Annotated in this window: 17 protein-coding genes; 9 read left to right on the forward strand and 8 right to left on the reverse strand. The window is 60.0% G+C overall.

The window, feature by feature from the left end; genetic code table 11:
• Positions 1 to 218: 218 nt before the first annotated feature.
• On the forward strand, positions 219 to 3,653 hold the full coding sequence (locus RAS12_RS06865) for an autotransporter family protein (RefSeq protein WP_306946558.1): 3,435 nt from the start codon (positions 219 to 221) through the stop codon (positions 3,651 to 3,653).
• Between the two features lie 53 nt (positions 3,654 to 3,706).
• Here RAS12_RS06865 and RAS12_RS06870 read toward each other — a convergent pair whose 3' ends face one another.
• The 5 genes from RAS12_RS06870 to RAS12_RS06890 form a co-directional block, all read right to left on the reverse strand.
• Positions 3,707 to 4,375 (reverse strand): response regulator, encoded by a 669-nt coding sequence (locus tag RAS12_RS06870; protein WP_306946559.1) that lies wholly within the window; start codon positions 4,373 to 4,375, stop codon positions 3,707 to 3,709.
• A gap of 230 nt (positions 4,376 to 4,605) precedes the next feature.
• Positions 4,606 to 7,890, reverse strand: a complete 3,285-nt coding sequence (locus RAS12_RS06875; RefSeq protein ID WP_306946561.1) for a response regulator — start codon at positions 7,888 to 7,890, stop codon at positions 4,606 to 4,608.
• 15 nt (positions 7,891 to 7,905) lie between these two features.
• Complete coding sequence (locus RAS12_RS06880) at positions 7,906 to 9,126, reverse strand: EAL domain-containing response regulator (RefSeq protein WP_306946563.1); 1,221 nt, start codon at positions 9,124 to 9,126, stop codon at positions 7,906 to 7,908.
• A complete protein-coding gene (locus RAS12_RS06885) occupies positions 9,126 to 11,948 on the reverse strand; it encodes an ATP-binding protein (protein WP_306946565.1) in 2,823 nt (940 codons plus the stop codon). Before RAS12_RS06885 ends, RAS12_RS06880 begins: the two co-directional genes overlap by 1 nt.
• 119 nt (positions 11,949 to 12,067) lie before the next feature.
• Positions 12,068 to 12,784: a Crp/Fnr family transcriptional regulator gene (locus RAS12_RS06890; protein WP_306946567.1), complete on the reverse strand. Its 717-nt coding sequence runs from the start codon at positions 12,782 to 12,784 to the stop codon at positions 12,068 to 12,070.
• Positions 12,785 to 12,978: 194 nt separating this feature from the next.
• On the opposite strand from RAS12_RS06890, the gene RAS12_RS06895 reads away from it, so the two are divergent.
• From RAS12_RS06895 to RAS12_RS06925, 7 genes are all read left to right on the forward strand, one after another.
• Positions 12,979 to 13,845, forward strand: a complete 867-nt coding sequence (locus tag RAS12_RS06895) for a substrate-binding domain-containing protein (RefSeq protein ID WP_306946569.1) — start codon at positions 12,979 to 12,981, stop codon at positions 13,843 to 13,845.
• Positions 13,842 to 14,627 (forward strand): ABC transporter permease, encoded by a 786-nt coding sequence (locus RAS12_RS06900; RefSeq protein ID WP_306946570.1) that lies wholly within the window; start codon positions 13,842 to 13,844, stop codon positions 14,625 to 14,627. The genes RAS12_RS06895 and RAS12_RS06900 overlap by 4 nt, the downstream gene beginning before the upstream one ends.
• Positions 14,620 to 15,309 carry an ABC transporter ATP-binding protein gene (locus RAS12_RS06905; protein ID WP_306946573.1) on the forward strand — a complete coding sequence of 230 codons (690 nt, stop codon included), beginning with the start codon at positions 14,620 to 14,622 and terminating at the stop codon, positions 15,307 to 15,309. Before RAS12_RS06900 ends, RAS12_RS06905 begins: the two co-directional genes overlap by 8 nt.
• Positions 15,306 to 15,746 carry a CopD family copper resistance protein gene (locus tag RAS12_RS06910; RefSeq protein ID WP_306946575.1) on the forward strand — a complete coding sequence of 147 codons (441 nt, stop codon included), beginning with the start codon at positions 15,306 to 15,308 and terminating at the stop codon, positions 15,744 to 15,746. Before RAS12_RS06905 ends, RAS12_RS06910 begins: the two co-directional genes overlap by 4 nt.
• An 8-nt stretch (positions 15,747 to 15,754) precedes the next feature.
• Positions 15,755 to 17,872, forward strand: a complete 2,118-nt coding sequence (locus RAS12_RS06915) for a TonB-dependent receptor family protein (RefSeq protein WP_306946578.1) — start codon at positions 15,755 to 15,757, stop codon at positions 17,870 to 17,872.
• Positions 17,873 to 18,080: 208 nt separating this feature from the next.
• Entirely contained in the window at positions 18,081 to 20,300 is a 2,220-nt protein-coding gene (locus RAS12_RS06920) for a TonB-dependent receptor family protein (RefSeq protein ID WP_306946580.1), read from the forward strand.
• A gap of 43 nt (positions 20,301 to 20,343) precedes the next feature.
• The gene (locus RAS12_RS06925) at positions 20,344 to 21,486 is read left to right on the forward strand and encodes a PepSY-associated TM helix domain-containing protein (RefSeq protein WP_306946582.1); all 1,143 of its coding nucleotides are present in this window, start codon (positions 20,344 to 20,346) and stop codon (positions 21,484 to 21,486) included.
• 30 nt (positions 21,487 to 21,516) lie between these two features.
• Here RAS12_RS06925 and RAS12_RS06930 read toward each other — a convergent pair whose 3' ends face one another.
• Complete coding sequence (locus RAS12_RS06930; RefSeq protein WP_306946585.1) at positions 21,517 to 21,819, reverse strand: DUF1294 domain-containing protein; 303 nt, start codon at positions 21,817 to 21,819, stop codon at positions 21,517 to 21,519.
• A 186-nt stretch (positions 21,820 to 22,005) separates the two neighbouring features.
• On the opposite strand from RAS12_RS06930, the gene RAS12_RS06935 reads away from it, so the two are divergent.
• On the forward strand, positions 22,006 to 22,368 hold the full coding sequence (locus tag RAS12_RS06935; protein ID WP_306946588.1) for a hypothetical protein: 363 nt from the start codon (positions 22,006 to 22,008) through the stop codon (positions 22,366 to 22,368).
• A gap of 45 nt (positions 22,369 to 22,413) precedes the next feature.
• Here the strand turns inward: RAS12_RS06935 and arsH are convergent, their stop codons facing one another.
• Together arsH and RAS12_RS06945 are read right to left on the reverse strand one after the other, a co-directional pair.
• Complete coding sequence (gene arsH / locus RAS12_RS06940) at positions 22,414 to 23,157, reverse strand: arsenical resistance protein ArsH (protein WP_306946590.1); 744 nt, start codon at positions 23,155 to 23,157, stop codon at positions 22,414 to 22,416.
• Positions 23,154 to 23,480 carry an ArsR/SmtB family transcription factor gene (locus tag RAS12_RS06945; protein ID WP_306946592.1) on the reverse strand — a complete coding sequence of 109 codons (327 nt, stop codon included), beginning with the start codon at positions 23,478 to 23,480 and terminating at the stop codon, positions 23,154 to 23,156. Before RAS12_RS06945 ends, arsH begins: the two co-directional genes overlap by 4 nt.
• Positions 23,481 to 23,662: the final 182 nt, after the last annotated feature.

The raw sequence follows: 23,662 nt of genomic DNA on the forward strand, positions 1-23,662 counted from the left end.
AAGACGATGAAGCTGGGGAAATGCTGAGTCACGCAACACACAACGGCCGGTAATTGCGCGGCAATAATTTCAGTGACTTTCGGCATTCATCGCAGCCGTAGATTAGTAACCCTATGATGCTGCTTCGATTGTGCAATACGGAAAATAACGAGTCCTAGATGCGGTAGTGCGTCAATATCAGTAAGGACATTGTTATGAAGTTTCACCTGAGCCCAATCATGGCTAGCTTGCTGGTCGCCATCGCTCCGGTGTACTCCGCCGCCACGCAGGCAGCTGAGCTCGGGCAGATTGACGTATCCGATCCACTAGGCAACACGCAGTTGATATTGGAATCGGGCAGTACGATTACCCATCCTGGGGCCGGGCCAGGCATTGGCGTAACTGGCGCCAGCAATTCAGTCACTGGCAACAACATCACCGTTCAAGTCAGTGGCCAGCGCTCAGCAGGGGTAATGGCGGTTGCGGGCGGGGTAGTGAATCTTTCGGACAGCCGCATCGAGACGCTGGGCGCTGGGCAAAATGCACACGGCCTTTACGCTACTGGCGCCGGCAGCCGGATATCCGTAACTGGCGCGCATATCACTACTGCCGGTGAATGGGCCCACGGGGCCTATGCAGATGCTGGCGGGAAAATTTCTCTGCACGGCGGGTCCATCGCAACCACCGAAGTTATGTCGGCGGGCTTGTACGCCGAAGGCAGGGGGGCCGTAGTCACGGCTGAATCCCTGACAATCAATACTGAGCAATTCAGCGGCCATAGCGCCGTTGCTGCGGGTGGCGGTCGCATTGAAATGGTGGGCGTCACTGCGAAAAATCCCAAGGGAACAGCGGTGTGGGCATTTGGCGATGATTCGACCGTCAAGCTCACAGACACGCATCTGATTTCACGCCAGGGCATTGCCATGGCAAGCAGCGCGTTAACCATGCAAGGCGGTTCCGTGACAGCCAATGAGGCGGTCTACTTGGGTTTAGACGGCAACAGCAGGGGTGCCCCGTCCGCAGTCATCTCCAATGCTACGCTGACCTCGACCGGCACCTACGGCATCAACATCAACGCAAGCGGCGCATCGGCCACGGTGGACAACGTCTCTATCTTGTCGCAGGGATACAGCGCAGTGTGGATGCCCGGCAACGACTCCGTATTCTCGGCCAGCAATTTCAGTATCGATGCGTTGCAACTCGGCATTGATAACCGAGCAGGGCTGGCAACATTGCGCGATGGGTCCGTTCTCACACGCAACAGCAGGGGGTATGGCTTATATGTCTGGAGTGATACGAGCCGAACGGCTCTGATCAACGCCACGAAAGTCAAAGTGAAAACCCATGGCGCAAACGCGATCGGAGTGGTCGCGCTGGGCCGCACATCAGGCGCCCGGATATCTTTGACTGAGTCCACCGTCGACACATACGGTCAATCTGCTTCCGGGCTCCATTCCGCGGGAGTCAATGCAAGAACCTCTGCGATCAACACCATCGTGCGCACCCACGGCAATAACGCGGCGGGTGTCGCAATGCAAGACAACACGATCGTAGTGCTGGACAACACGCAGGTCTACACGAACGGAGCAGATGCCCACGCAATATGGAGTTCCGCCAGGGTAGACGGCGTGACCAACACGCTGCGCGTGACTAACGGCAGCGTGCTCAACAGCGCCAACGGCATTGGACTGCTGGCAAATGGCGGCAACCACAACATCGTGCTGGAAAATTCCCGTGTCATCGCGCGCATGGCTGGCGCCGAGCACTCAGGAATATTCCTGCGCACCGTAGCGGCATCCATCGACAAGGACGGCGAGACCACAATCATCGAAACCGGACAGGTCAATGTAGATGCCACGGGTTCTGCACTGACCGGCGATGTCCTGGCGGACAGCGGCGCCGTGGATATCAGGTTGAACAACGCCAGCATCTTGACCGGCGCGATGATCGGCCGCGCCGGCCGCATCAACAGCGTGTCGTTGGACAGCAGCAGCGTGTGGAACGTCCGCGGCAACTCTAATATTGGCACCCTGAACAACGCAGGCACAGTCAGCTTTGTGGCGCCCAACGCCCAGGCTGGTTTCAAGACGCTGACTGTTAACGAGTATGTTGGTGGCGGCACACTGGTGCTCAACACGGCATTGGGCGATGACGCATCGTTGACCGACAAGCTGGTGATTGACGGGGGCACTACGTCCGGCGTTACCGCAATGCGGGTCTTGAATGCGGGCGGCACCGGTGGAGAAACCATACAGGGCATCCGTGTTGTTGAAACCATGAACGGCGGCGCCACGACGGCCGACGCCTTCCGGCTGGACACCGGTTCTACGGGTTATCGGGGCAGCTCGGGCACTGTGTCTATCAATGGCTACGACTACAGCTTGGTGCGCGGCGGCAATCACGGCGTGGAGTCCGATTGGTATCTGACATCCATCTATACCCCGCCACCCGGCGGCCAAAATCCATCAGACCCGCCCATTACCGAACCTGAAGAACCCCAAGAGCCAGTCAATCCGGGTCAGCCCGGCGGGCCTGGCACTGACCCTGGCCCCATCACCCCGCCTGACGTTGAAGTGCCGCCCGGCGGCCGCCCCGTGTACACAAACGTCTCGCCGGAAAGCGGCGCGTTCCTGGGCAACCAAATGGCCGCGACCGCAATGTTCGCGCATAGCGCATCTGATCGTGCCATGGCGCGGATGCCCTCCAACGGGAACGCTTCGGACGCATCGCTCGCTGGTCGCAGCTTTGCCAGCAATAGTCTGGCCGCAAGAGCGTTTGCGGGCGCAGGGTATGCCAGCGGCGACGACGGCCCGGCCACATCACCCATTTGGGTACGCATGCAGGGTAGCCACGCGGGCAATCTGCGCATGGCGCAGGGCAACGTAACGATCGACTCCGATAGCAGCATGCTGCAATTGGGAGGAGACATGCTGCGCATCCGGCTGGGCAGCAACGGTGCGCTCTTGGCAGGCATGATGGTCGGCTATGGCGACGCACGCGTGCATTCCACTTCCCGGATATTCACTTCAGGCGCTAGCCAAGCCGTGCATGCCAAGACGCGCGGCAAGGTCACGGGGTATTCATTGGGAATGTATGCCACGGCCTATGCCAATGCCGCCACAGGGCTAGGCGCCTATGCGGACTCTTCGCTGCAATACGGCCGCTATGCCAACCGGCTCAACAGTGAGTTGGGATCGGCGCGTTACCACTCCAATGTCTGGTCCGCGTCCGTGGAAGGGGGTTATGCCTTTGCCCCGTTTGCATCGGGCTCCGCGCTGGGCGCGGTCGTGGTCGAGCCGCAGGCTCAATTGACCTACAACCGCTATGACGCCGGTAACAGCACGCTGCAAGGCACGACGCTTAAGAGCTCCGGCGACAACACCATCAACACACGGGCGGGCGTACGTGTGTATCCGTTGGGCAAGCCGGGCGCCGCATCTACGGTCACTCCGTTCTTAGAGGCGAACTGGCTGCACAACACCGGTACTCCGCGAGTCAATATGGGCGCGGGCAACCTGAGTGCAGTACCTATGCGCAACGCGGCCGAGCTCAAACTGGGCGCGCAAGGCAGAATCGGAAAGTCCGTGATGGTGTCAGGCCAAGTGTCCGGTCAAGCTGGCTCTGACAATCAGCGCGGATATGGCGGCATGTTGACCCTGGCTTACCGCTGGTAAATCGCTAGCGGGCCGTGAGCCGCATAGGGCTGGCCAGGGGAGAGCGCCTGATTTCAGGCAAACCCCTGCTCGTCTGCGTACCTGAGCAGTTCGGCGTTGGATTCAATATTGAGTTTGCGCATCGCTGATTGCTTTTGCCTCCCGATGGTGGCCACCGAGCGATTCAAGCGCCGCGCAATTTCCGTCACAGACAGGCCAAGCGCAAACAACCGAACCACTTCCAACTCTTTGGGCGACAGCCCCTTGGGCTGCGGGGCAGATCCCATCGTCACATCGCTGTGACTGAGCCGCTTGCTGATACCTGGCGACAAGGCAGTGCCTGTTTCGGACAAAGCGCGCAGACAGACCGCAACGAGCACATCCGTAGACTCGTTCTTTCCGACAACACCCGCCACGCCTTGTTGCCGCAGCTCGCTGAGAATGCCGCTGTTGGTAAGCATGGTGAACACAACCACGGGAATGGCGGGATACAGGCGCTTCAAGCGCTGGATCAGGCGCAGACCATCTTCATCCGCGGTGTCTGCCTGCATCGTGAAGTCGGTCACGATAAGGTCACAGGAATGGTCCTGAATCGCGGAAATAAGTTCAAGCCCGGATTTTGCCGTTGCGACGACATTGAACCCGGGAATTTTGCTTAGTGAGCTGGCAAGCGCGAGCGAAACGATGGGGTGGTCATCAGCAAGGATGATCCGTATTTCTTGTCCGGTCGATATCATGCTCATGTCTTGGCTAATAAAAGGCCGCAGCTGAGCACTTGTAGAATTTTGCTGAGCGCAAACCGGGAAACGTTGCTAGGCGTAGGAATAGCGCGAGTCCCTTAAATTATCTTGGTTTTTTGCATAGCCCATTCTAATCTAAAAAATTCGGGCAAATTGCCGCCCGCCTGGCAGTTGCCCCATGTCCTGAAAACGCAAGGGCAGGTCTTTGATTTCCCACAATACAACGGTTCGCATCAGCTGGGCAGGTCTACCTTCGATAACATCACCCGCAGGGACTGAACCAGCGTTTCTGCTTGCTCTTGCGTATTGGCGTTCAAACCTTCTTCGGTCAAGTTAGCTTCCAGGCTTTCCAGTTGTATGGTCAACGCCGTCAACTGCACGACACTCAGTGCGCCACGAATCCGATGCAGCATTTTTTGCAATGGCGTCAGCTCGCCCAAGGCCATGGAACGTTCCATGTCGTGTATATCCGTCTCCATCGTCGATACGAACAATGCGCGGTATTTTGCAGGTATGACTGGCTCGGGGTTGGTGTCTGGCGGCACTAGCGGCCGGGTCACGGCCTCTGCAAGGCCCGAAGTGGAGGCGCTGCGACCTTGAAGATGGCGCCGCAGCGTGCTCAACGCGATGGGTTTAACCAGCCAGGACGTCATGCCGGCCGCTAAACACCGGGCTTCCTCGTCACGCATCGCATTCGCCGTGACGCCGATGATGGGAAGGGTGAAGCCCTTCGCACGTAGTTCGCCGGCCAACTCATAGCCATTCATTCGCGGCATATTGACGTCTGTCAGCACAAGATCGTATTGCCCCAGTTGCCAGAGGGTCAGCGCCTCAGCGCCATCCGATGCCATGGTGACCTGGCAACCCAGCTGTTCCAATTGATGCTGCAACGTCGCCTGATTGATTGGATTATCTTCGGCCACCAACACGCGTAAGCCAGGCGCGGCAAAAGCCTTGATTTCCGTGTTCGGGGCCGACGGTATGGCTTGTTTGCCTTGCAGGCAAGCGAGGATGCCGGCGGCCATGCTCTCTACGCTGGGATCAACAATCAAGGTGCGCGAAGTCGGTTTTTTGCCACTGGCGGTCGCGAACAAATGATGGCCTGCCCAATCCAGCGCATCCAGATCGGGGCTGCTATAGAGCACATCCAGCAGCACTTCTTCGGTAGATCCAAACGGCAACGGGGCAGGGGCGGGAGCCGCGCGAGCGCCCCAGCGAGTCAGCCAGAGACAGATGTTTTCCGTCAGCTCTCGATTGGGGCTACGAACATGAACCTGTGCTCTTGCGAGATCTGGCGCGTTCATCGGCATGCCGGGTACGACCTTAACCGGCAGATCCAAAGCAAAGCTGCTGCCTAGCCCCAATTCGCTTGTCACGCGGATGTGGCTTCCCATCAACTTGGCCAGCCGCTCGCAGATCGGCAGGCCGAGGCCGGTGCCGCGTACGGTGTGGCTGCTTCCGTTGATCTGATAAAACGGAACAAATAGCTGAGTCTGCTCGTTCTTTCCTATGCCGATGCCCGTATCGACAACCTGCAACGCAAGATGGGTTTTGTCGCCGTCAGTCGTGCCGGCTCGCAACCGCGCAATGATGTGGCCCGAATCACTGAATTTGATTGCATTGCTGAGTAGATTGCTCAGGATCTGCCGGATGCGGCCCGCGTCGCCGCTGACCCATTCTGGAACGTCCACGTCCACGCAGCAAAACAACAGCAAACCTTTCTGTTCTGCCATCGGCGCGTAGGAATTCGTGCAGCTCTGCACCAGTTCCCGCGGGTTGAATTCCGCGGATTCCAGCACAAGCTGGCCGGTTTCGATCTTGGTTATGTCCAGAATATCGCTAATGAGTTGCAGCAAAATAATCGATGAACTCTGCATTCGCTCCAGATGCTGACGCTGCTCGTTATCCAGACGCGTCAGGCCCATCAGTTCAAGCGTGCCCAGCACGCCGTACAGCGGCGTGCGGATTTCGTGGCTCATTGTGGCAAGAAAGGTGGATTTGGCCTCGCTGGCTTTATCCGCTTCTTGTTTGGCTTCAGCCAGTGTGTGTTCGACCCGCGCGCGCACGCTAATGTCAGCGAAGGCGCAAAGCACCACGTCTTGATTGTGATAACGCGTGGGTGCATAGGCAACATATAGCGGCCGGCCATCCGTGGCTTGCAGGCTTTCTATGGTGCCCGGTCCGGTTGCCGACAGCACTTTGCGCAATAGCTGATTGGCGGCCGGCGTGTTCTTCAATTGTTGGTCAATTTCCACGCCCAGCCATTCCAGGGCCAGGTTATTGCCAAACACGACTTCACCATTTGGGCGGGCCAGTACGCATAGCGCGACTGGCGCCGTTTCGATCAAGGTGCGGTTAAACGCGTCGTTGTCGACGATGTCCTGGTGAGCGCGCTGCGCCGGCGCGATCACATGGCGGTTATACCAACGCAGGAAGAACATGCCGCCGCCCACACTCAGCAGCAGCAGCAAGGCAGCGCCAACGGGCAGCCACGGGTTGTCTTGAAAAAACGCGCCATAGTTGACCAGGTAAACGCCTGTCCAGACCTGCGCCGGATCGGTCAGCTGCAACATCATGCCGTCGGCGGTAAAGTGCAGCCCTTTGCCCGTAACCACAGGAGGCGGGCCATCTCCTAGCAGTTGGCCTTCTTCGCGATGCGACAGCCACAAGCCGCCATATAGCGGCCGGCTGCGGGTTTCTTCGAACACGTCGATCCGGTGGTTTCGGAATAGGGTGGCGGCATAGACGGAGGCTGGCTTGCCCGTCGTGCTGCTCCAAACCGCTGGCGGCACATCCGCGTAAATCATGCCCACCATGCTTCCGGGCAGGGTGTCCGGGCGAAACCAATGGACGCGATTGGAGTTGGTCAGGTCGGATTTGCTGGGCAGGTCTTGTTCCATCAAGCGCAGACGGACGATCCGCAGGCGATGCAATTCCGTCCGCAAGGCGTCCGTGACCGCCAGATAGGTCCGGGCCGACAGCACTTCATAGCCGGACGGCGCATCGACCGCAGGAACGCTCAGGCTGATGCTGTCGTTTTCATTGACCAGGAAAGTCGTCGTGGCGGGGTAGTAGGATGCCGCCCAGAAACTGGAATAGAAATCCGCAAGATAACCACCCAGATTAGCTAGCCGCAAGCCAGACGCAGGACAGTCCGATGCGTCTTCGCAAGCCAGGGAAAATGCCGTTTCCGCCCGGCTTTGCTGGCCTTCAAAAAGTTGCAGGCCAAACCGTTCCTGCGCGCGGGCGTCACGCATACGGATCGGGGACTTGAGGTTCTCGTTGGGCAGATCTTTGTTCTGCGAGCGAAGCGTCGTTAAAAAATCTTCTTGCTTATGGATATACCCAACAAGGATTGAAAAATCCAAGGTCAGGCGTTCGCGCTCCTGCGCCATGATGTGCAGCAGGCCCCAAAACAATGCGCTGGCCAGCACCAGCAGCAGAGGCAGTATTCCAAGCAGCAAAAGATTCAACCGCCGGGAAGTGCGCGTAATTCTGCCGAATGGCGTGTCCTTCATGAAAGTGGCTTTGTCTTATTGGGGGTACGGGTCGGGAACATGGCGCTCCGTGAATAACAATTGGCTGAAAGCCGCTGCATCGACCGCCGCGGAGATGAGAAAACCCTGCGCACAGTCGCAGCCAATTCGTTTAAGAAACTCTAGGTCCCGGGTGGTTTCAACACCTTCCGCAGTCACTTGAAGCCCTAATTGTCGTCCTAATTGTACGGAAGATACCAGGGCGGCCGCCCGGATTTCATCATCGGCGGCGCCACTGACAAAGGCGCGATCAATTTTGAGTTCGGTAAATGGCGTGGAAATCAGGCTATACATGGAACTATAGCCTCTGCCAAAATCGTCTTGAGCCAGGCCAAAGCCTTTCAGCCGCAGCCGGCTGGCGCCCATATAGTATTGGCCTTGCACTCTGGTCGTCTCGCCTTCCAGCAATTCAAAGGATATTTCCTGCGTCGGTACGCCTCTGGCCGTCACTATCCGTTCCAGCTCATCGGGCAGGCCAGGGTCGTCCAGCAATTGGGTGGGAAGGTTAACAGCAACCGGCATCCGGTATCCCTCGCGGCGCCACCGCAAGTGTGCCGACAGCGAGTCCTCAAGCATGCGCACGAGCAGGGCGCGTTCAAGCGCATGGCGGCGGATCTCTGACAGGAAGGAAGCGGGCAGCATAAAGCCGAACTCTGGATGCTGCCAACGGACCAGCGCTTCGGCGGCGACGATCTTGCCACTTGCCAGCGCTTTCTTGGGCTGGAACCAGGCGCGCAATTGACCGTCGCCCAGCGCGCGTACCAGTGTGGACTTGGCAAACTTCGTTTCGACCTCGGCCTGCTCTGCGGCTTTGGCCGCCCTGGAGCCCTGTAGCCGCAAATGGTTAGCCAACTGTCTGGCGTGATCGGACGTCAGGGGTTTGGCGAACGTGCCTACGACAGCCAGACCCTTTTCTTTGGCCATCAGCCCTACGCTGTTCATGATGCGCAGGGGGCATGCCGACGCAATGGCCAGCATTGGATTGTCAGCCAGCGTAGCGAGCCGGTCGATGAACAACACCCCATCCATGCCAGGCATGTTCAGGTCGATCACCACCAAATGATAGGGTTGCACGCTGATCAATTCCAAGGCTGCCTCGGCGGAACCCGCGACGTCCGCCTGTGCGAATCCTGCACCCTCCAGCAGGTTCATCAAGTGCGCGCACTGAAATGGATGATCGTCTACGATCAGAATTCTGTAGTCCGTTAAGAGCTTCATCAGAGTGCTTCCTTCAGAGCTAGTAGTGTTTGGCGCAAGACGGCAATGGGCAACGGTTTGAGCAATACGGACGTCATTCCCGCAGCAGCGCTTAACCGCAGATCTTCTGCAAATGCGTTAGCCGTAATTCCCAGAATAGGGCGTGTGTAGCCCTGGGCTCGCAGCCTTCGGGTCAACTCGCGGCCATCCACATGGGGCATTTGCAAATCGGTAAGAATGGCGTCAAACGCCGAAATATCCGAACGTGCCAGCACCTCGCGGCCGTTTACTGCGGCCACTACGGTGCAACCCAAATGCTCAACCTGCTCTTGCAGAATCTGCAAGCTGATCGGGTTGTCTTCAACCACCAACAGGTGCAGGTTCAGGGCATCCCGTTTGCCTTTGTGGCCTAGCGACTCGGTGGCGGCGACGCCGTCCTGAGCCTGGCGCACTGCACGGCCTATGCTGTAAAGACTGAAGGCATTGGCCGTCCAGTTGTTGTGACCGCCATCTTGCCGAGACCGGGCGCCCGGTCCTTGCGCCATCACCCGCGCGCCCGCCCAAGGTATCCGTTGTGCAGAGCGCGGCCAGGTTTCGACCAAAATGCCCGCATCGTCCGGCACCGTGCCGTCGATGGGATAAGGCATCGCCAGGGCTCCCCAATGGCGCAGCCAGCTGCACAGGTTTTTGACTATCTCATTGACAGCCCCTCGCACATAAACCGGGGTTGGGTCCAGCGCAATGCCCTCGAAGTCATCGACGGCAGCGGTTACCGGTAGCGTGATCGAAAACGAAATACTGGTGCCCAGACCAGGTTCGCTAGTAGCCGATAGCGAACCTCCCATCAGCACAGACAGCCGATGGCAGATGGCCAGGCCCAAACCCGTGCCGGGCACGGCATGCGCCTGGCCAGTGTCTGCGCGGTAATAAGGTTCAAACAAATGCGCATGGTGTTCCGGCGCAATGCCGACGCCGGTATCCGCCACCTGGAACGATAGCGTTGCGGTATCCGTGCCGGGGCGGTCAACATGCAGACGCACGACCACTTGGCCCGATTCCGCAAACTTGATCGCATTGCTGACCAGGTTGTTCAAAATTTGCCGGATACGCGTCGCATCGCCCAGTACCGCGGCTGGCGTATCGACGTCCACGACGGCATAAATGCGCAAATCCTTGCTTTCCGCCCGCGCGGCATAGCTGATGATGACGGAATCCAGCAGTTCAACCGGGTTGAATGCGCTGGATTCCAGCGCCAGATGTCCGGCTTCGATGCTGGATAGATCCAGGGTGTCGTTAATGGTGCGCAACAGGGTCGCGGACGATTGCTGCATGGTATCCAGGTACTGCTGCTGCCTTTGATCAACGGCGGTCAGGCCTAGCATTTCCAGCGTGCCTAGAATGCCGAACAGGGGAGTCCGGATCTCGTGGCTCATGGTGGCGAGAAACATGGTTTTCGCCTGATTGGCGGCTTCTGCTTCGCGCTTGGCCTGCATGATCGAGGTTTCAACTTGCTTGAACGCCGAGATGTCGTTGATGCCGCACAGCACAACGATCTCGCCCCGATAGGTGATAGGTGCAAACGCCAGATGAACGCAGCGGCCGTCCGGCAACACGTGTTCGTTACCCAAGCCGCCGTCATAGAACGCCAGGATGCGCGGCAGCAGCGCAGCATCACTCAGCAGCCATTGCCTGGCCCGCTCGTTCGATAGAATTGGCGCGCCGTCCGTGCGCCGCAACATGCACAGCCCGACTGGCGCGACTTCAATCAGTTTGCGATTCAAAGAGACGCTTTCGGCCAATGCCTGATATTGGCGCATGGCGGGTCCAACCAGTTTTTGCTGGATGTTGCGTACGCCCAGGATGACGGCAGTGAAGAGCAGCACAGCGGCAGCAAGGGTTATTTGCAGCGCAAGCGCGGTATCGCCCAATATCCGGGTGATTGGCGCGTAATAGACCAGCCGCCAGCCGTCGTCTCCGACAGACTTGTTCAACACGACGTACTCGGGCAGAAACCCTGCGCCCCACAGCCCAAAAGAATCCGCGCGGGGCGCCCGCTTGGCAAAATCGGCAAGCACCGCCGCGGGTGCGCTATGCAGCACCGCATTGCCGTGTTGGTCATAGAGGGCGTAGCGGCCGCCGGTCATGGACGATAAGTCGATGGCGGCGTCAATGTTGCCGACCTCCAGCCCGATCCAGCCAGACTTGGGTCTGAGAGAGTCCATCGGCGTGTACAGATAGATGAGGTTATATCTGTCCGTCGGAGGCTTGAGCCACACGATAGGGTTGCGACCGTCGCGCTGAATTCCTTGGTCGGCGGCAGTCAGCGCATTCGCCAGCCACTGCTGCAATGAGGAATCCTGAAAGTTGGCGTCGTGCCCGGGCAGGGTAAGAATCAGCGAGCTGCGGCCGTTGCGCACCGAGGTGTACACGAGCTGCGTATGGGCCAGGGCGACGTCGTTCAGATCTCGCGGGGTCAAGATCAATGCCCAATCGAACGCGTCCCCACTTTCTTGCAGGGGAATCACTTCAATTTGCTGGGAATTACCGAAGTAGCGCGGTGTTTCTGAGACTGCCGCGCCATCCGTGTTGCGCACAGCAGACGAGGAAAGCGAACGCAACAGGATTTCGCGCTGGTCAAAGAAGAGCTGGGCGTTGTAGGCCGCGGCATTCATCTGCCGGCGGTAGGTGGAGAGTGTGTCGTTCAGGAACCAATATATGGAGAAAAAAGCGCCTGCGGCAATGCACGCCAACAAAGCGGTAGCGAAAAGGTGCAGTAGCAGCGCAGGCACCTTAGGGGCAGCTTCGCCATCATGCACCACAGTTTGAGATTCCTGGAAAAGCATGGCCGCATCGTAGAAGCCAGTATTCCCTTGGGATATCAGAAGATTTTGAAAATGATGGACTAGACCGGCAATTGGCAGGCCTTCTCCCGCGCACTCGACAGCGGCGCGCGAGCTAACCGTCAGAAGCCGCGTTTTTCCGCCCGGGCCAACTCTTCAAGCGGCTTTCTATTGTGCAAGGTCCATTCTCGGCGCTTGCCCGCAACATAGCCGCGGCCAGCCCAGTCGGTCAGCAAACGGCTTAGCGTTTCTGCACGAATACCCAGTTGCAGGGCCAATTGCCGCTGGCTCAGTGGCAGTTGCACCATGGGATTGCCTTGGCTGGCGTGCAGGTTCAACAGGTACGCCGCCAAGCGCTGCGACGCCGTGCTGGACGATAGCCACTCCACCTGATTGACCCTTCCGTAGAGCTTCTGTCCCAGATGACCGAGCATGCGCATGGCAAGCGGCGCGTGCGTGGCGCACGCGCCCCGCAGCACGCTGCCCTGCAAGCGGTGAACTACGGTATCAGTGCGTGCGCGGGCGCACATCGGATATCTGCCGTGCGGCATGAACATCGCGGCTTCGGCCACCAGGTGTCCGGCTTCAAATACCTGGAAGACCCGATCGTCGCCGTTGATTCCATATCGCAAGACTTCCGTCTGTCCGCTTTCCACAAGCAAGAACTCCCGCGCGTCTTCGCCTTCGCGAAAGAACATGGTGCCAGCAGGCGCGGATTGGATTTTCGCCCCGTCCAGCAATGCTGCCTGGACCGATTGCGGCAAGTCGAGAAATAGCGGATGCGCCGCCAGGAGCGGGACGGGCGCCGCCAGCGCGGTTGCGAAATTGATATTTGTCATTGGGGGGTTGCAGCACAAGATGGAAAGATACGCAAATGATAATAAGTCTGATTACATCGATATCCAAACGCCGCCCATTTTGCGCCTTGTTCAAGCGAGCGGCGGGCGCCGCCGCCGTAGCTCTGGCGGTTGCGGCGCCTCTTCGCGCCGCTCCCGTCTATGAAAAACTGGTTTTAGCCGGGCCGGCTGCTGTCGTGTCATTTCCTTTGATGCACATGGCACACACGGGGGCACTGCGTGATCATGCGGTCACCCTGGAATACCGGCACTGGCAAAACCCGGACCAACTGCGCGTTCTGCTTGCCCGCAAAGAGGTCGATATCACCGCGGCCCCCAGCAGTCTGGCCGCTTTGCTGGCCAATCGGGGCGAATCCGTGCGGCTGGTGAACATCTCGGTGTGGGGAATTTTATGGCTGGTCAGCCGCGACCCGGCGGTGCGCAGTTTTGGTGATTTACAGGGCCAAGAGCTGCTGGTGCCATTTCAACGCGACCTTCCCGCCACGCTGATCGACCGTTTACTGACGTCTCAAACCGTGCCGGGGGTTGAGCCGGTACGCCAGCGGCGCACACGCGATGCCCAGGATGCGATCGCCTTGATGTTGGCAGGGCAGGGCAAACATGCGGTGCTGGTGGAACCTGCTGTGTCGCTGTTGCTCTGGCGAGATGCCCAGCAAGGCTCGGGCGAGTTGCGGCGCGTGGAAAGCCTGGAGCAAGCGTGGCGTGTCCGTTTTCCGGAGCAGCCCGAGCTTCCGCAAGCCGGCGTAATGCTGAACTCAACCGTGGCGGGCGACGCCAAGCTTGCCGCGGCGGTGGAACGCGCCTATGCCGAATCGGCAGTCTGGTGCAAAGCGCAGGTGAGTGCATGCGCCGAAATCGTTCGCGTATACCTGCCGCAACTGCCGCAGCCTGCCATCGAAGACGCGATCCGCTCCACGCGCTTGGACAGCCGCAGCGCCAGCGCTGTCCGGCCGCAATTGGAAGCGCTGTACCGGTTGCTGGGCGACGAAGATTTGCAGGCCATCGGCGGCCGTCTGCCCGACGTAGGGTTCTACGGACCATGACGCGCCAGACTATTTCCGGCCCAGCGCGGCAAGTGCCCAAGATTTGGGCCGTTGGAGGCGTCATCCTGCTGCTGGGCGCCTGGCAAGTGGCAGCCAATGCTCTGGGCCCGATGCTGATGGCGACACCCTGGGCGACATTGCGCGCCTTGGGGCCGTTGATACGCGACCCGGCATTTCTTCCGGCCGTAAGCGCCAGCCTTGAACGCATTGTGCTGGGCGTGGGCACCGGGTGTCTGTTGGGTTTTGCTTTGGGCGTGCTGGCGGCGCACAGCCCGCAATTGCGCGCCGTGCTGGAACCGCTGCGCTGGTTGCTGATGGCGATTCCGCCGATCGTCGTGGTGGTGCTGGCCATGCTGTGGTTCGGGCTGGGTTCGACCATGGTGATGTTCATGACCGTGCTGATGATGGCGCCGGGCATGTACGTGAACACGGTAAAGGGCATGTTGCAGGTCGACCGGGATTTGGTCGAGATGAGCCACGTTTACCGCTTTGGCGCTTGGCGCCGCCTGCTTCACCTGTATCTGCCGGCACTGACGGCGCCGCTTACCGCAGCGCTGCTGATCGCCTTGAGCGGCGGCGTTCGGCTGGTAGTGATGGCAGAGGTGCTGGGCGCGGATAGCGGAGTGGGATACGCGCTTGCCAATGCCCGCAGCACCTTCGACAGCGCCCAGCTTTACGCCTGGGTGCTTCTGATCCTGTTGCTGGTAGCCGCGCTGGAGTTCGCTTTGCTGCAACCCTTGCAGCGCCGCCTGGGCATGTGGCGGGAGCCGAGCCATGCTTGAGCTGCACCACGTCAGTCTGAGCTACGGCCGCACCGCAGTGCTGCAAGACGTAAGCCTGCGCTTGGAACCCGGCCAGCGCATTGGCGTCCTGGGACCCAGCGGGGCGGGCAAGAGCAGCCTGCTCAAACTGGCTGCGGGTTTGGCGCAGCCTACGCAGGGCCGTTTGCGCAACGCCTTCCGTCATCCTGTGCTGGTCTTTCAAGAACCCCGGTTGCTGCCTTGGCGCCGGGTGTTGGAAAACATCGAGATCCCGCTACGTGCCGCAGGCATGGATACCGCCGCCGCACGCCAACGCGCCCGGCATTGGCTGGATGCCGTCGGGCTGGCCGAGACGGCCCTTTCCTGGCCGCGCGAACTATCCGGAGGCATGGCGCAACGCGTCTCGCTTGCGCGCGCCTTTGCGCTGCATGCCGATTTGCTGTTGTTGGACGAGCCCTTCAGTGCGCTGGACCCGGTGTTGCGTGCGGCCATGGCAGAGCTGTGCCTGACGCATGTGCGCGAGACGGGGGCTGCGCTGCTTTGCATCAGCCATCACCCGGCAGAGCAGGCGCGGCTGGTCCAAAGCTGGGCGCAGGTGAGTACCGGCCGGCTGGTCTGGCCGGCGGCCGAGATCCCGCACTGCGCCACCGCAACCTCTTCAATCCCTTCTGATACACGGCTTGCGCCGTCCCCTACGCCATGAGCTATCCCGTCCTGCTGATCTTGCATTTGTTCGCCGCGCTGTTTTTTATCGGCACGGTGTTTTTTGAAGTTCTGGTCCTGGAAAGCGTGCGCAAGCACGTGCCACGAGATGCGATGCGCCTGCTTGAAGTCCAGATAGGGACTCGGGTCCGCAAGCTGATTCCCTGGGTGCTGCTGGTGCTTTACAGCGCAGGCATCGGCATGGCCTGGCAGCACCGGGCAGCGTTGGCGCATCCGTTTTCAAGCAGCTTTGGACTGATGCTGACTCTGAAGATTGTGCTGGCTCTAAGCGTTTTCGGCCACTTTCTGACCGCAATGACGATGCGACGCCGGGGGAAATTGCATTCGCGTTTTTCGCAACGCCTGCACCTGAGCGTCTTCTGTCACATGGTCGGCATCGTGTTGCTGGCCAAGTCTATGTTTTATCTGCATTGGTAATTCGCCACATGAAACCCAGCACATTCCATCCTGCATTGCGCCCCTTGATCTTAGCCATCGCCCTCAATGGCGTCTGGTTGAGTGCCGCAGATGCTCAACAGACCGCAACACTGGCGCCCGTCACGGTACTGGGCAAAGACGACTCCACCCCTTTACAACCCGACCTGGCAGTAGAACGCGCGCGGCTGGACCGCGTGCCGGGGGGCACCAATCTGATAGACCCGCAGCAGGAGCCACGTCTCTATACCTTGCGCGATGCGCTGGACTATCAGCCGGGCATCATCGTCCAGGACTTTTTTGGCGGCATTGATCAGCCGCGTTTGAATATCCGCGGATCAGGCATACAAAGCAACCCCGTCAATCGGGGCGTGCTATTGCTGGAAGACGGCTTGCCATTGAACGAGGCGGACGGATCATTTGTGATTGGCTTTCTGGAGCCGCGCAATAGCGCCTTGATCAGTGTGCGCCGGGGCGCCAACGCCTTGTCGCCCAGCGCGTCCACGTTGGGCGGCGAGATGGACTTCCGGTCTTTGACCGGCACCCAAGGCGATGTGGCCTCCGTAGGTGCGGGCAGTTTTGGGTATCGCAGTCAACAGTTGGCCAAGGGCTTCCAAGGCGAGCACTGGGACGGGCGCTTGAGCCTGACGCACGACAAGTCCGACGGCTACCGGCATCACTCGGCATCGGAACGAACCAGCCTGCAAGGCAATCTGGGATGGCGTGGCAATGGCTTCGAAAACCGCACCTATCTGTCATACACCGATCTGAAATTCGATATTCCAAATGTGATTCCACGCGACCGGCTCTATAGCGACCCGCGCAGCGTGCTGGGCGACTACGACCAGCCCATCGACCGCGCCAACAATATCTATAAGCGCGATCCCAACCGCCAGGCCACGCAGTTCCGCTTGGCCAACCGGAGCTACTGGGGCGATGACGCCCTAAACCAAACGGTAGGCGTGTACTGGCAGACCGTGGACGACACGTTCACCAGCCCGGCTGTGGCATCGCCCACCGATGGCAATACTTATGGCTTGCAATGGCAACTGGCCGGCAAAGCGGGCACTGTGGACTATCGCGTTGCCTTGGGCTGGGACCGCAGCAATATGGATCGCGAGTTCTACGCCATCAGCCCGGCTGATGGCCGTCGCCTGCAACGCTTCGGAAATTACGCGCTGACTGCCGAGAACCGCAGCGCCGTCGCTGCTGTGGAATGGCAGTTTGCTCCGCAATGGCGCGCAGTTGGCGAAGTGAAAGCAGCGCAGGCCATACGCGACGCGCAGGGGCACGGCGGATCAGCCAGTCTGGATCAGGATTGGACCTATGCCAATCCCAAGCTGGGTGTCATTTGGGAACCCGCGCCTGCGCAGCGCTGGTATGCCAACGTCAGCCGTAGCAGTGAAGCGCCCACGTATTGGGAAATCATTTCTGCCGATGTGCCGCAGCCAATGAACCCGGCTTCCGCCACCGCCGCGCTGAACAAGCTGGATCTGCAACGCGCATGGACATACGAAATTGGCGGAGATGGCCGCATGGGGCAGGGCGCCTACGCCCCTAACTGGGCGATCTCGCTGTACCGCAGCGAAGTTTCGGACGAACTGATGGCCGTCAGCAATGCCAACGGCACGTCGGCTGGCACATTCAACTATCGCGGCCGCACCCGTCATCAAGGGATCGAGGCCGGCCTGAACGGTGTCTTGCCGGCCCCGAACGGCGCCGGCGCGTTTGACTACCGCATCGCCTACACGCTTAGCGACTTCACGTTCCGGGGTGGTGAGTTCGATGGCAACCGCATCGCAGGCGTGCCACGGCATATGGTCAGTGCCGAAGTGCTGTATCGCGTTGGCGGGTGGAAGTTCGGCCCCAATCTCCGATGGCTCGCGTCCGACACCCCGACGAACCACGCGAACGTCGCAGGCACCGAGCAAAAAGCCTATGCCTTGCTGGGTTTCAAAGTGGCCTACCGCTACGACGCGCACTGGAGCGGCTTTATTTCGGGCGACAACCTGACCAACAAAACCTACGCCAGCAGCTATGTCATCCGCAACGTGGGCACCGCAGCGATGCCGACTTATCTACCAGGGAATGGCCGTAGCTTGACCGCCGGATTGACCTACAAATTCTAGATAAACCGCGCAAACTCAAGGTATTACGTTAACTTGGCAACCATTTTGGCGCCTATTTACTTGCAAATAAATCGTATTTATACTCCCGGCCGGAGTCGGACTGTGGTGGTCCGATTCGCATGTCATTGACTCTTGCCGCTCCACCGCTGCACTGAGGATGACCGCCAATCGTGGCGATGCCCGCAGCGGGCGCTTGGAGACTTGCAAGATGGCTGACGCCAACAATCGTAACGCCCGTAAAGGGCGCCTGATCAACCGTCAAACGGCGGCAATTGCCGCCGCGTTGACCAGCCTGGCATCCATTGCACCCGTGTCGGCGCATGCCCAAGCAGCACCCGCAACGACTCCGGCTGAGGCGGGGGAACTGGCAGCCGTGACCGTCACCGGGGACTGGCTGAGTTCGCCCACTGAAGAAAAAGTCCTGGCCCATCCGGGCGCGCGCACCGTGGTCGAGCAGCAGCAAATTCAGGAAAGCGGGTCTAGCAGTGTGCGCGACGTGCTGCGGCAGATTCCCGGTGTGCAGGTGCAGGAAAGTAACGGCACGGGCGGCAGCGACGTGTCGCTAAACGTGGGCGTGCGAGGCCTGACGTCGCGGCTATCGCCGCGGTCCACCATTCTGATGGACGGTGTGCCCATGGCATACGCGCCCTATGGGCAGCCGCAGTTGTCGCTGGCACCCGTGTCGCTGGGCAACCTGGAATCCGTGGACGTCGTTCGCGGGGCGGGATCGGTGCGCTATGGCCCGCAGAACGTCGGCGGCATCATCAACTTTGTGACGCGCCAGATTCCCAAGGACTTCACGACCAGCTTGAACGTGGGCAGCGAAATCTACAGCCACGGGGGCAACGTCAAGACGACGCCCAGCTTGTTTATCGGCGGCACAACTGACCAAGGTCTGGGCGGCGCGCTGCTGTATTCGGGCACGCACGGCGACGGTTACCGGTCGAGCAACGATTCCACCGATATCGACGACATCATCCTGAAGGGCGCCTACCGCCTGACGCCCGATGACAATATCGCGGTGTCGCTGCACCACTTTGAAGGCAAGGGCCGCATGCCCGGGGGCCTGACCACCGCGCAATACTCGGAAGACCCGTTTCAATCGACGCGCCAATACGACCAGTTCACTGGCCGGCGCACGGATGGCTCGTTCAAGTACACCCATAACGACGGTGTTAACAATTTCGAGGTGCTGACGTACTACGTGGATTCCTACCGCGGCAGCTACATCGAGCAGGCCGGAACGGGCGCGACCGCCAACCAGTTCCGCCTGACGTCCGCGCCCCGCAGCTATCACTACTTCGGTTTCGAGCCGCGTTACTCCCGTCTGTTTGAATCCGGTCCGGTCGTGCAGGAAATCAGCGTGGGTTATCGGTATCTGAAAGAAAGCAGCTCGGAAGTGGCAGGGCGCACCGCCTACTACAACCCGGCGGCAGGCGGCGACGCGTTCGACCTTAAGATGCCCACGTATCAGACCAGCAATGGCGGTACGACAGCCCACGCGTTCTATATCGATGACCGCATCGACATCGGCAACTGGACGCTGACGCCCGGCGTGCGCTTTGAGAACATCAGCACCTATAACGACGTCGTCAACTTCAACACGGCAAACGGCGCGATCACCAGCGCCACCTCGCCGTCGATTGATTCGCGCGTGACCTTGCCCACCATGTCGGTGCTGTACCGCGTGAATGAGCAATGGTCCTTGTTTGCCAACGCCGGTAAATCGTTTGGCCCGCAGCAATACAGCCAATTGGCGTCCACCACGCAAGGCTTGCATCCGGAATCGGCCAAGACCTATGAAATCGGCACGCACTTTGCTGGCCAGGCTTGGAGCGGCGAATTCACGCTGTTCAACATCGATTTCGACAAAGAATTGCAGCTGACCCGTTCGATTGTGGGCGAAGGCATGTGGACCGATCTGGGCGCAACCCGCCACCGTGGCCTGGAATCCGCATTGCGCTACGACCTGGGCGACTTGAGCGACGCGCTGCGCGGATTGTCGGTCTACGCGACCTACACCTACACCCAAGCCATCGCCAAGGCAGGCGCCTTCGAAGGCCGCGACTTGCCTTTGTATTCGCGTCAGGTTGCGTCGATCGGCGCGCGTTATGCCATCAAAAAATGGACGTTCAACGCCGACGTATTCGCGCAATCCAAGCAACACTCTCCCGGTTCGCCGGACGCGGGCGCCGGTTACGTGACCGAAGAAGACGCCAGTGGCCGCCTGGGCGACATTCCCGGTTTTGCCACGGTGGCGCTGCGCGCTGGTTACGACTTTGGCAAGGAAATGAACGACTTGAAGCTGGCAGTGGGCGTCAAGAACCTGTTTGACCGCCGCTACTACACGCGCTCTACCGACAACAATGGCGGCAAGTTCGTCGGCCAGCCGCGCACGGTCTACCTGCAGGCGTCGGTGGCCTTCTAAACGTTATGGCCACCTATCTTGGCATGACCATCGGAGCATCCGCGTGAAGGGCTTGCGCGGTTTCTGGCTGCGGGTGCATCGCTGGCTGGCGTTGAGCGCCGGCTGGGTGCTGATCTTTTCGGGGCTGTCAGGCGCGGTGCTGGTCGTTGCGCCGAAACTGGACCGCTGGGCGCACCCGGAGCTGTTCCAGGCGCAGACCCATTCGGTAGCAGGCCAATCGCCGGTGTCGCTTGAGTCTGTCCAGCGCGTGGTCCGCCAAGAATTTGGCCCAGCCGCGAATCTGGTCCTGCGGCCGCCGCGCAATCCCGACGAGACGCTAGAAGTCCGGGTGCGGGGGAAGTGGCGCGGTACGGTGTATCTGGACCCCGCAACAGGAGCAGAGCAGGGCAGGCGCGGCGAGGCTGAAGGTTTCGTCAACATCTTGTTCAAACTGCATAGCGCGCTATGGCTGGACGGCACCGGCAAAGCCGCGTTGGCCTGGGTGGCGCTGGCATATCTGCTGATGCTGATTACCGGATTGATCTTGTGGTGGCCGCGTCATTGGGCGCGTGGTTGGAATATTGCGCTGGACAAAGGCTTGCTGCGCGCGCTGTTCGATCTGCATCGCGTGGGCGGCGCCATGCTTGGCCTGCTTATCGCGGTGTCGGTGGCAACCGGCGCCTACATGGCCTGGCGTCCGCTCAATGCCGCAGTCACCTGGATAAGCGGCGCGACGCCCGTCAAAGCGCCCAAACTGCCAGCCGCCTTCACAGCCAGCGGCAGTACCGCTACGCTGGACGAGTTGGCAAACAAGGCCGCCGCGCAGTTTCCCGATCCCGGCTTTATCGGCTATGTCGTTTTGCCGCCCAATGCGGGCGCGCCCATCCGGTTCCGCTTCCGGTTGCCCGACGACCCGCATCCTAACGGCATGACGTCCGTCTGGATCGATCCACGATCGGCTGATGTGCTATCGGTACAGCGTTGGGACGCGCTGGACCCCGGCGCGAAGGCGGTTGCCGTCGTGTATCCGCTGCACACGGGCGAGCTTGGCGGCCCGCTGCTGGAAACGGCCGTGGCACTGGGCGGATTGACGCTGGGCGGATTGGGAATCAGCGGCGTGTGGCTGTGGTGGCGGCGCAGGTCGATCCGGATGGCGGCAGAGCAGAAACGGCGCCTGCCCACGGGCCGCCAGCGTTCCAACACCTGACCTGCCCGTCGGCGCTGGCCGGCAGACGGGTCAATGGGTCTGCCACCACGCCAACAAGGCATGGGCTGCCGGCGTGCAGACCAGCACAAACGCTGTGACGTTGATCACGACCGTGATCCAGAACACAAAGCGGAATTCAGCCTTGACCGTCTTGTGCCGCAACCATTGCTGGCCAATCAACGCTCCGGGCCAACCGCCCACAAGCGAAAACAGATGCAGGGTGTTTTCAGAAATCCGCCTGCGGTCCGCCCGGGCGGCGGCTTTATCAACCGCGTAAAGCGCCAGCGTGATCGCGCTTAACGCCAGGTAGGCCAGCCCGACTGGTTCCGGCACCGCCCAGAGTATCCAGGCCAAGCAATAGCCGCACAGGAACACGGGTACCAGGAACAGTTGCGGACTGATCGCAAGGCGAGGGCGGTGGGGCGATGGCCTGCGGGGAGGTCTTAACTGTGAACCCATGTGATCCCATCGGTGGTTGATTTTGCGGCCCTGATTGCACCATAGAATAAACTTGCGCCCATGCTTCCTACTTCCGTCATCATTGCTCTGCTTGTGTTGCAGCTTGCCATCGCCATCCCGCTGATTGCCGTAGCGGTCCAGCTTGTGCGCCTGATTCATTGGGCTTTTTGGGCTCCTCCCGAAACGCGCGGCGAACGTCCACATTTCACCGGCCCCGTGCTGGCGCTGATATTCAGCACCTTGGCCGCCAGCGACTTCCTGTCTTTTGAGCCATTTGTCTCGCTGTCCGAAATGAACCCTGTGCCGTTGAGCGCACGGGCCTATCTGACTGTTGGCTTTCTGGCGCTGGCCGTATGGTGCTGGGCGTACGCGGGCGTGGTGCGCAAGCGGATACGCGGCATGTTGGGCATATCCGAGGCTTGAAGTTGGCCAAAGGCCCGCACCTTACGTGAGGCAGACTCGTTACCGTTACTTGGGCAACGGCTCATGGGCCATTGCCTCTCTGGCCAAACGCGCCACGTCTTCGGCTACGCCTTTGCGTTCACTGTACCGATCCGTCAGATAGTCGCTGCGATCACGTACCAGCAGAGTGAACTTGACGAGTTCCTCCATTACATCGACAACCCGGTCGTAATAGGGCGATGGCTTCATCCGGCCCGCATCGTCGAATTCTTGAAATGCCTTTGCCACGGAAGACTGGTTGGGAATGGTCACCATCCGCATCCAACGTCCCAACACACGCAATGCGTTGACTGCATTGAAAGATTGCGATCCGCCTGACACTTGCATGACCGCCAAGGTGCGCCCCTGGGTCGGCCGCACGCTGCCGGATTCCAGTGGCAGCCAATCGACCTGGCTTTTGAACACCCCGGTCAACGTGCCATGCCGTTCGGGGCTGCACCAGACCTGGCCCTCGGACCAAAGCGACAATTCGCGCAGCTCGGCCACCTTAGGATGTTCGGCAGGAGCGCCGTCAGGCAAAGGGAGGCCTCGCGGGTCAAAGATGCGGGTCTCGGCGCCCAGGTGGGTCAGGATTCGGGCGGCTTCCTCTGTCAGCAGGCGGCTGTAAGAGCGGTCTCGCAGCGAGCCGTACAACAGCAGTATCCGAGGCGGATGGGCGGTGCCGGCGGGCAATCCAAGCTTGGCGTACGTGGGGGTGTCGAGCAGGGTTTCTGCAAGGTTTGGGAGAGTCGGCGTGGAGTTGGGGATCATTTGTTCTTTCCTGATTTTTCCGCTTCAGGCGCGCAAGCCACCCCGTTGCAGCATTCCGCCGTGAGATAGTCGACCAGACCGAACATCAGCGCCGTATTTGCGCGGTAGCGCATGTAGCGGCCTTCTTGTTCGACACTGAGCAAACCGGCTTGCGTAAGCGCCTTCAAATGAAAGGACAGATTGGTAGCGGGCAAATCAAGCTCGGACGCAATTTGGCCTGCCACGCATCCGTGCGGCGCCGCGCGCACAAGGAAGCGAAAAATATCTAACCGGATGCTTGATGCGAGCGACTCGAAGACGATAACGGCGGTGTTTTTTTCCATGGGCGGATAATACAACATTTGTTGAACTATTGAACTATAGCAATGTGGTCGATCGCTTAGACGTAGAGGTTTGGCACAGCCCGCGCACGCCGGAACACGGCCGAGTGCCGCTAAACTTGCGGCTTGCCCGCGCCTAGCGCAACCCGCTCGCCATTCCACAACCTGCTGACCCTGGTTCGCTA

It is taken from the genome of Achromobacter seleniivolatilans (assembly GCF_030864005.1).
In the GTDB taxonomy this organism is placed as follows: Bacteria; Pseudomonadota; Gammaproteobacteria; order Burkholderiales; family Burkholderiaceae_B; genus Achromobacter; species Achromobacter seleniivolatilans.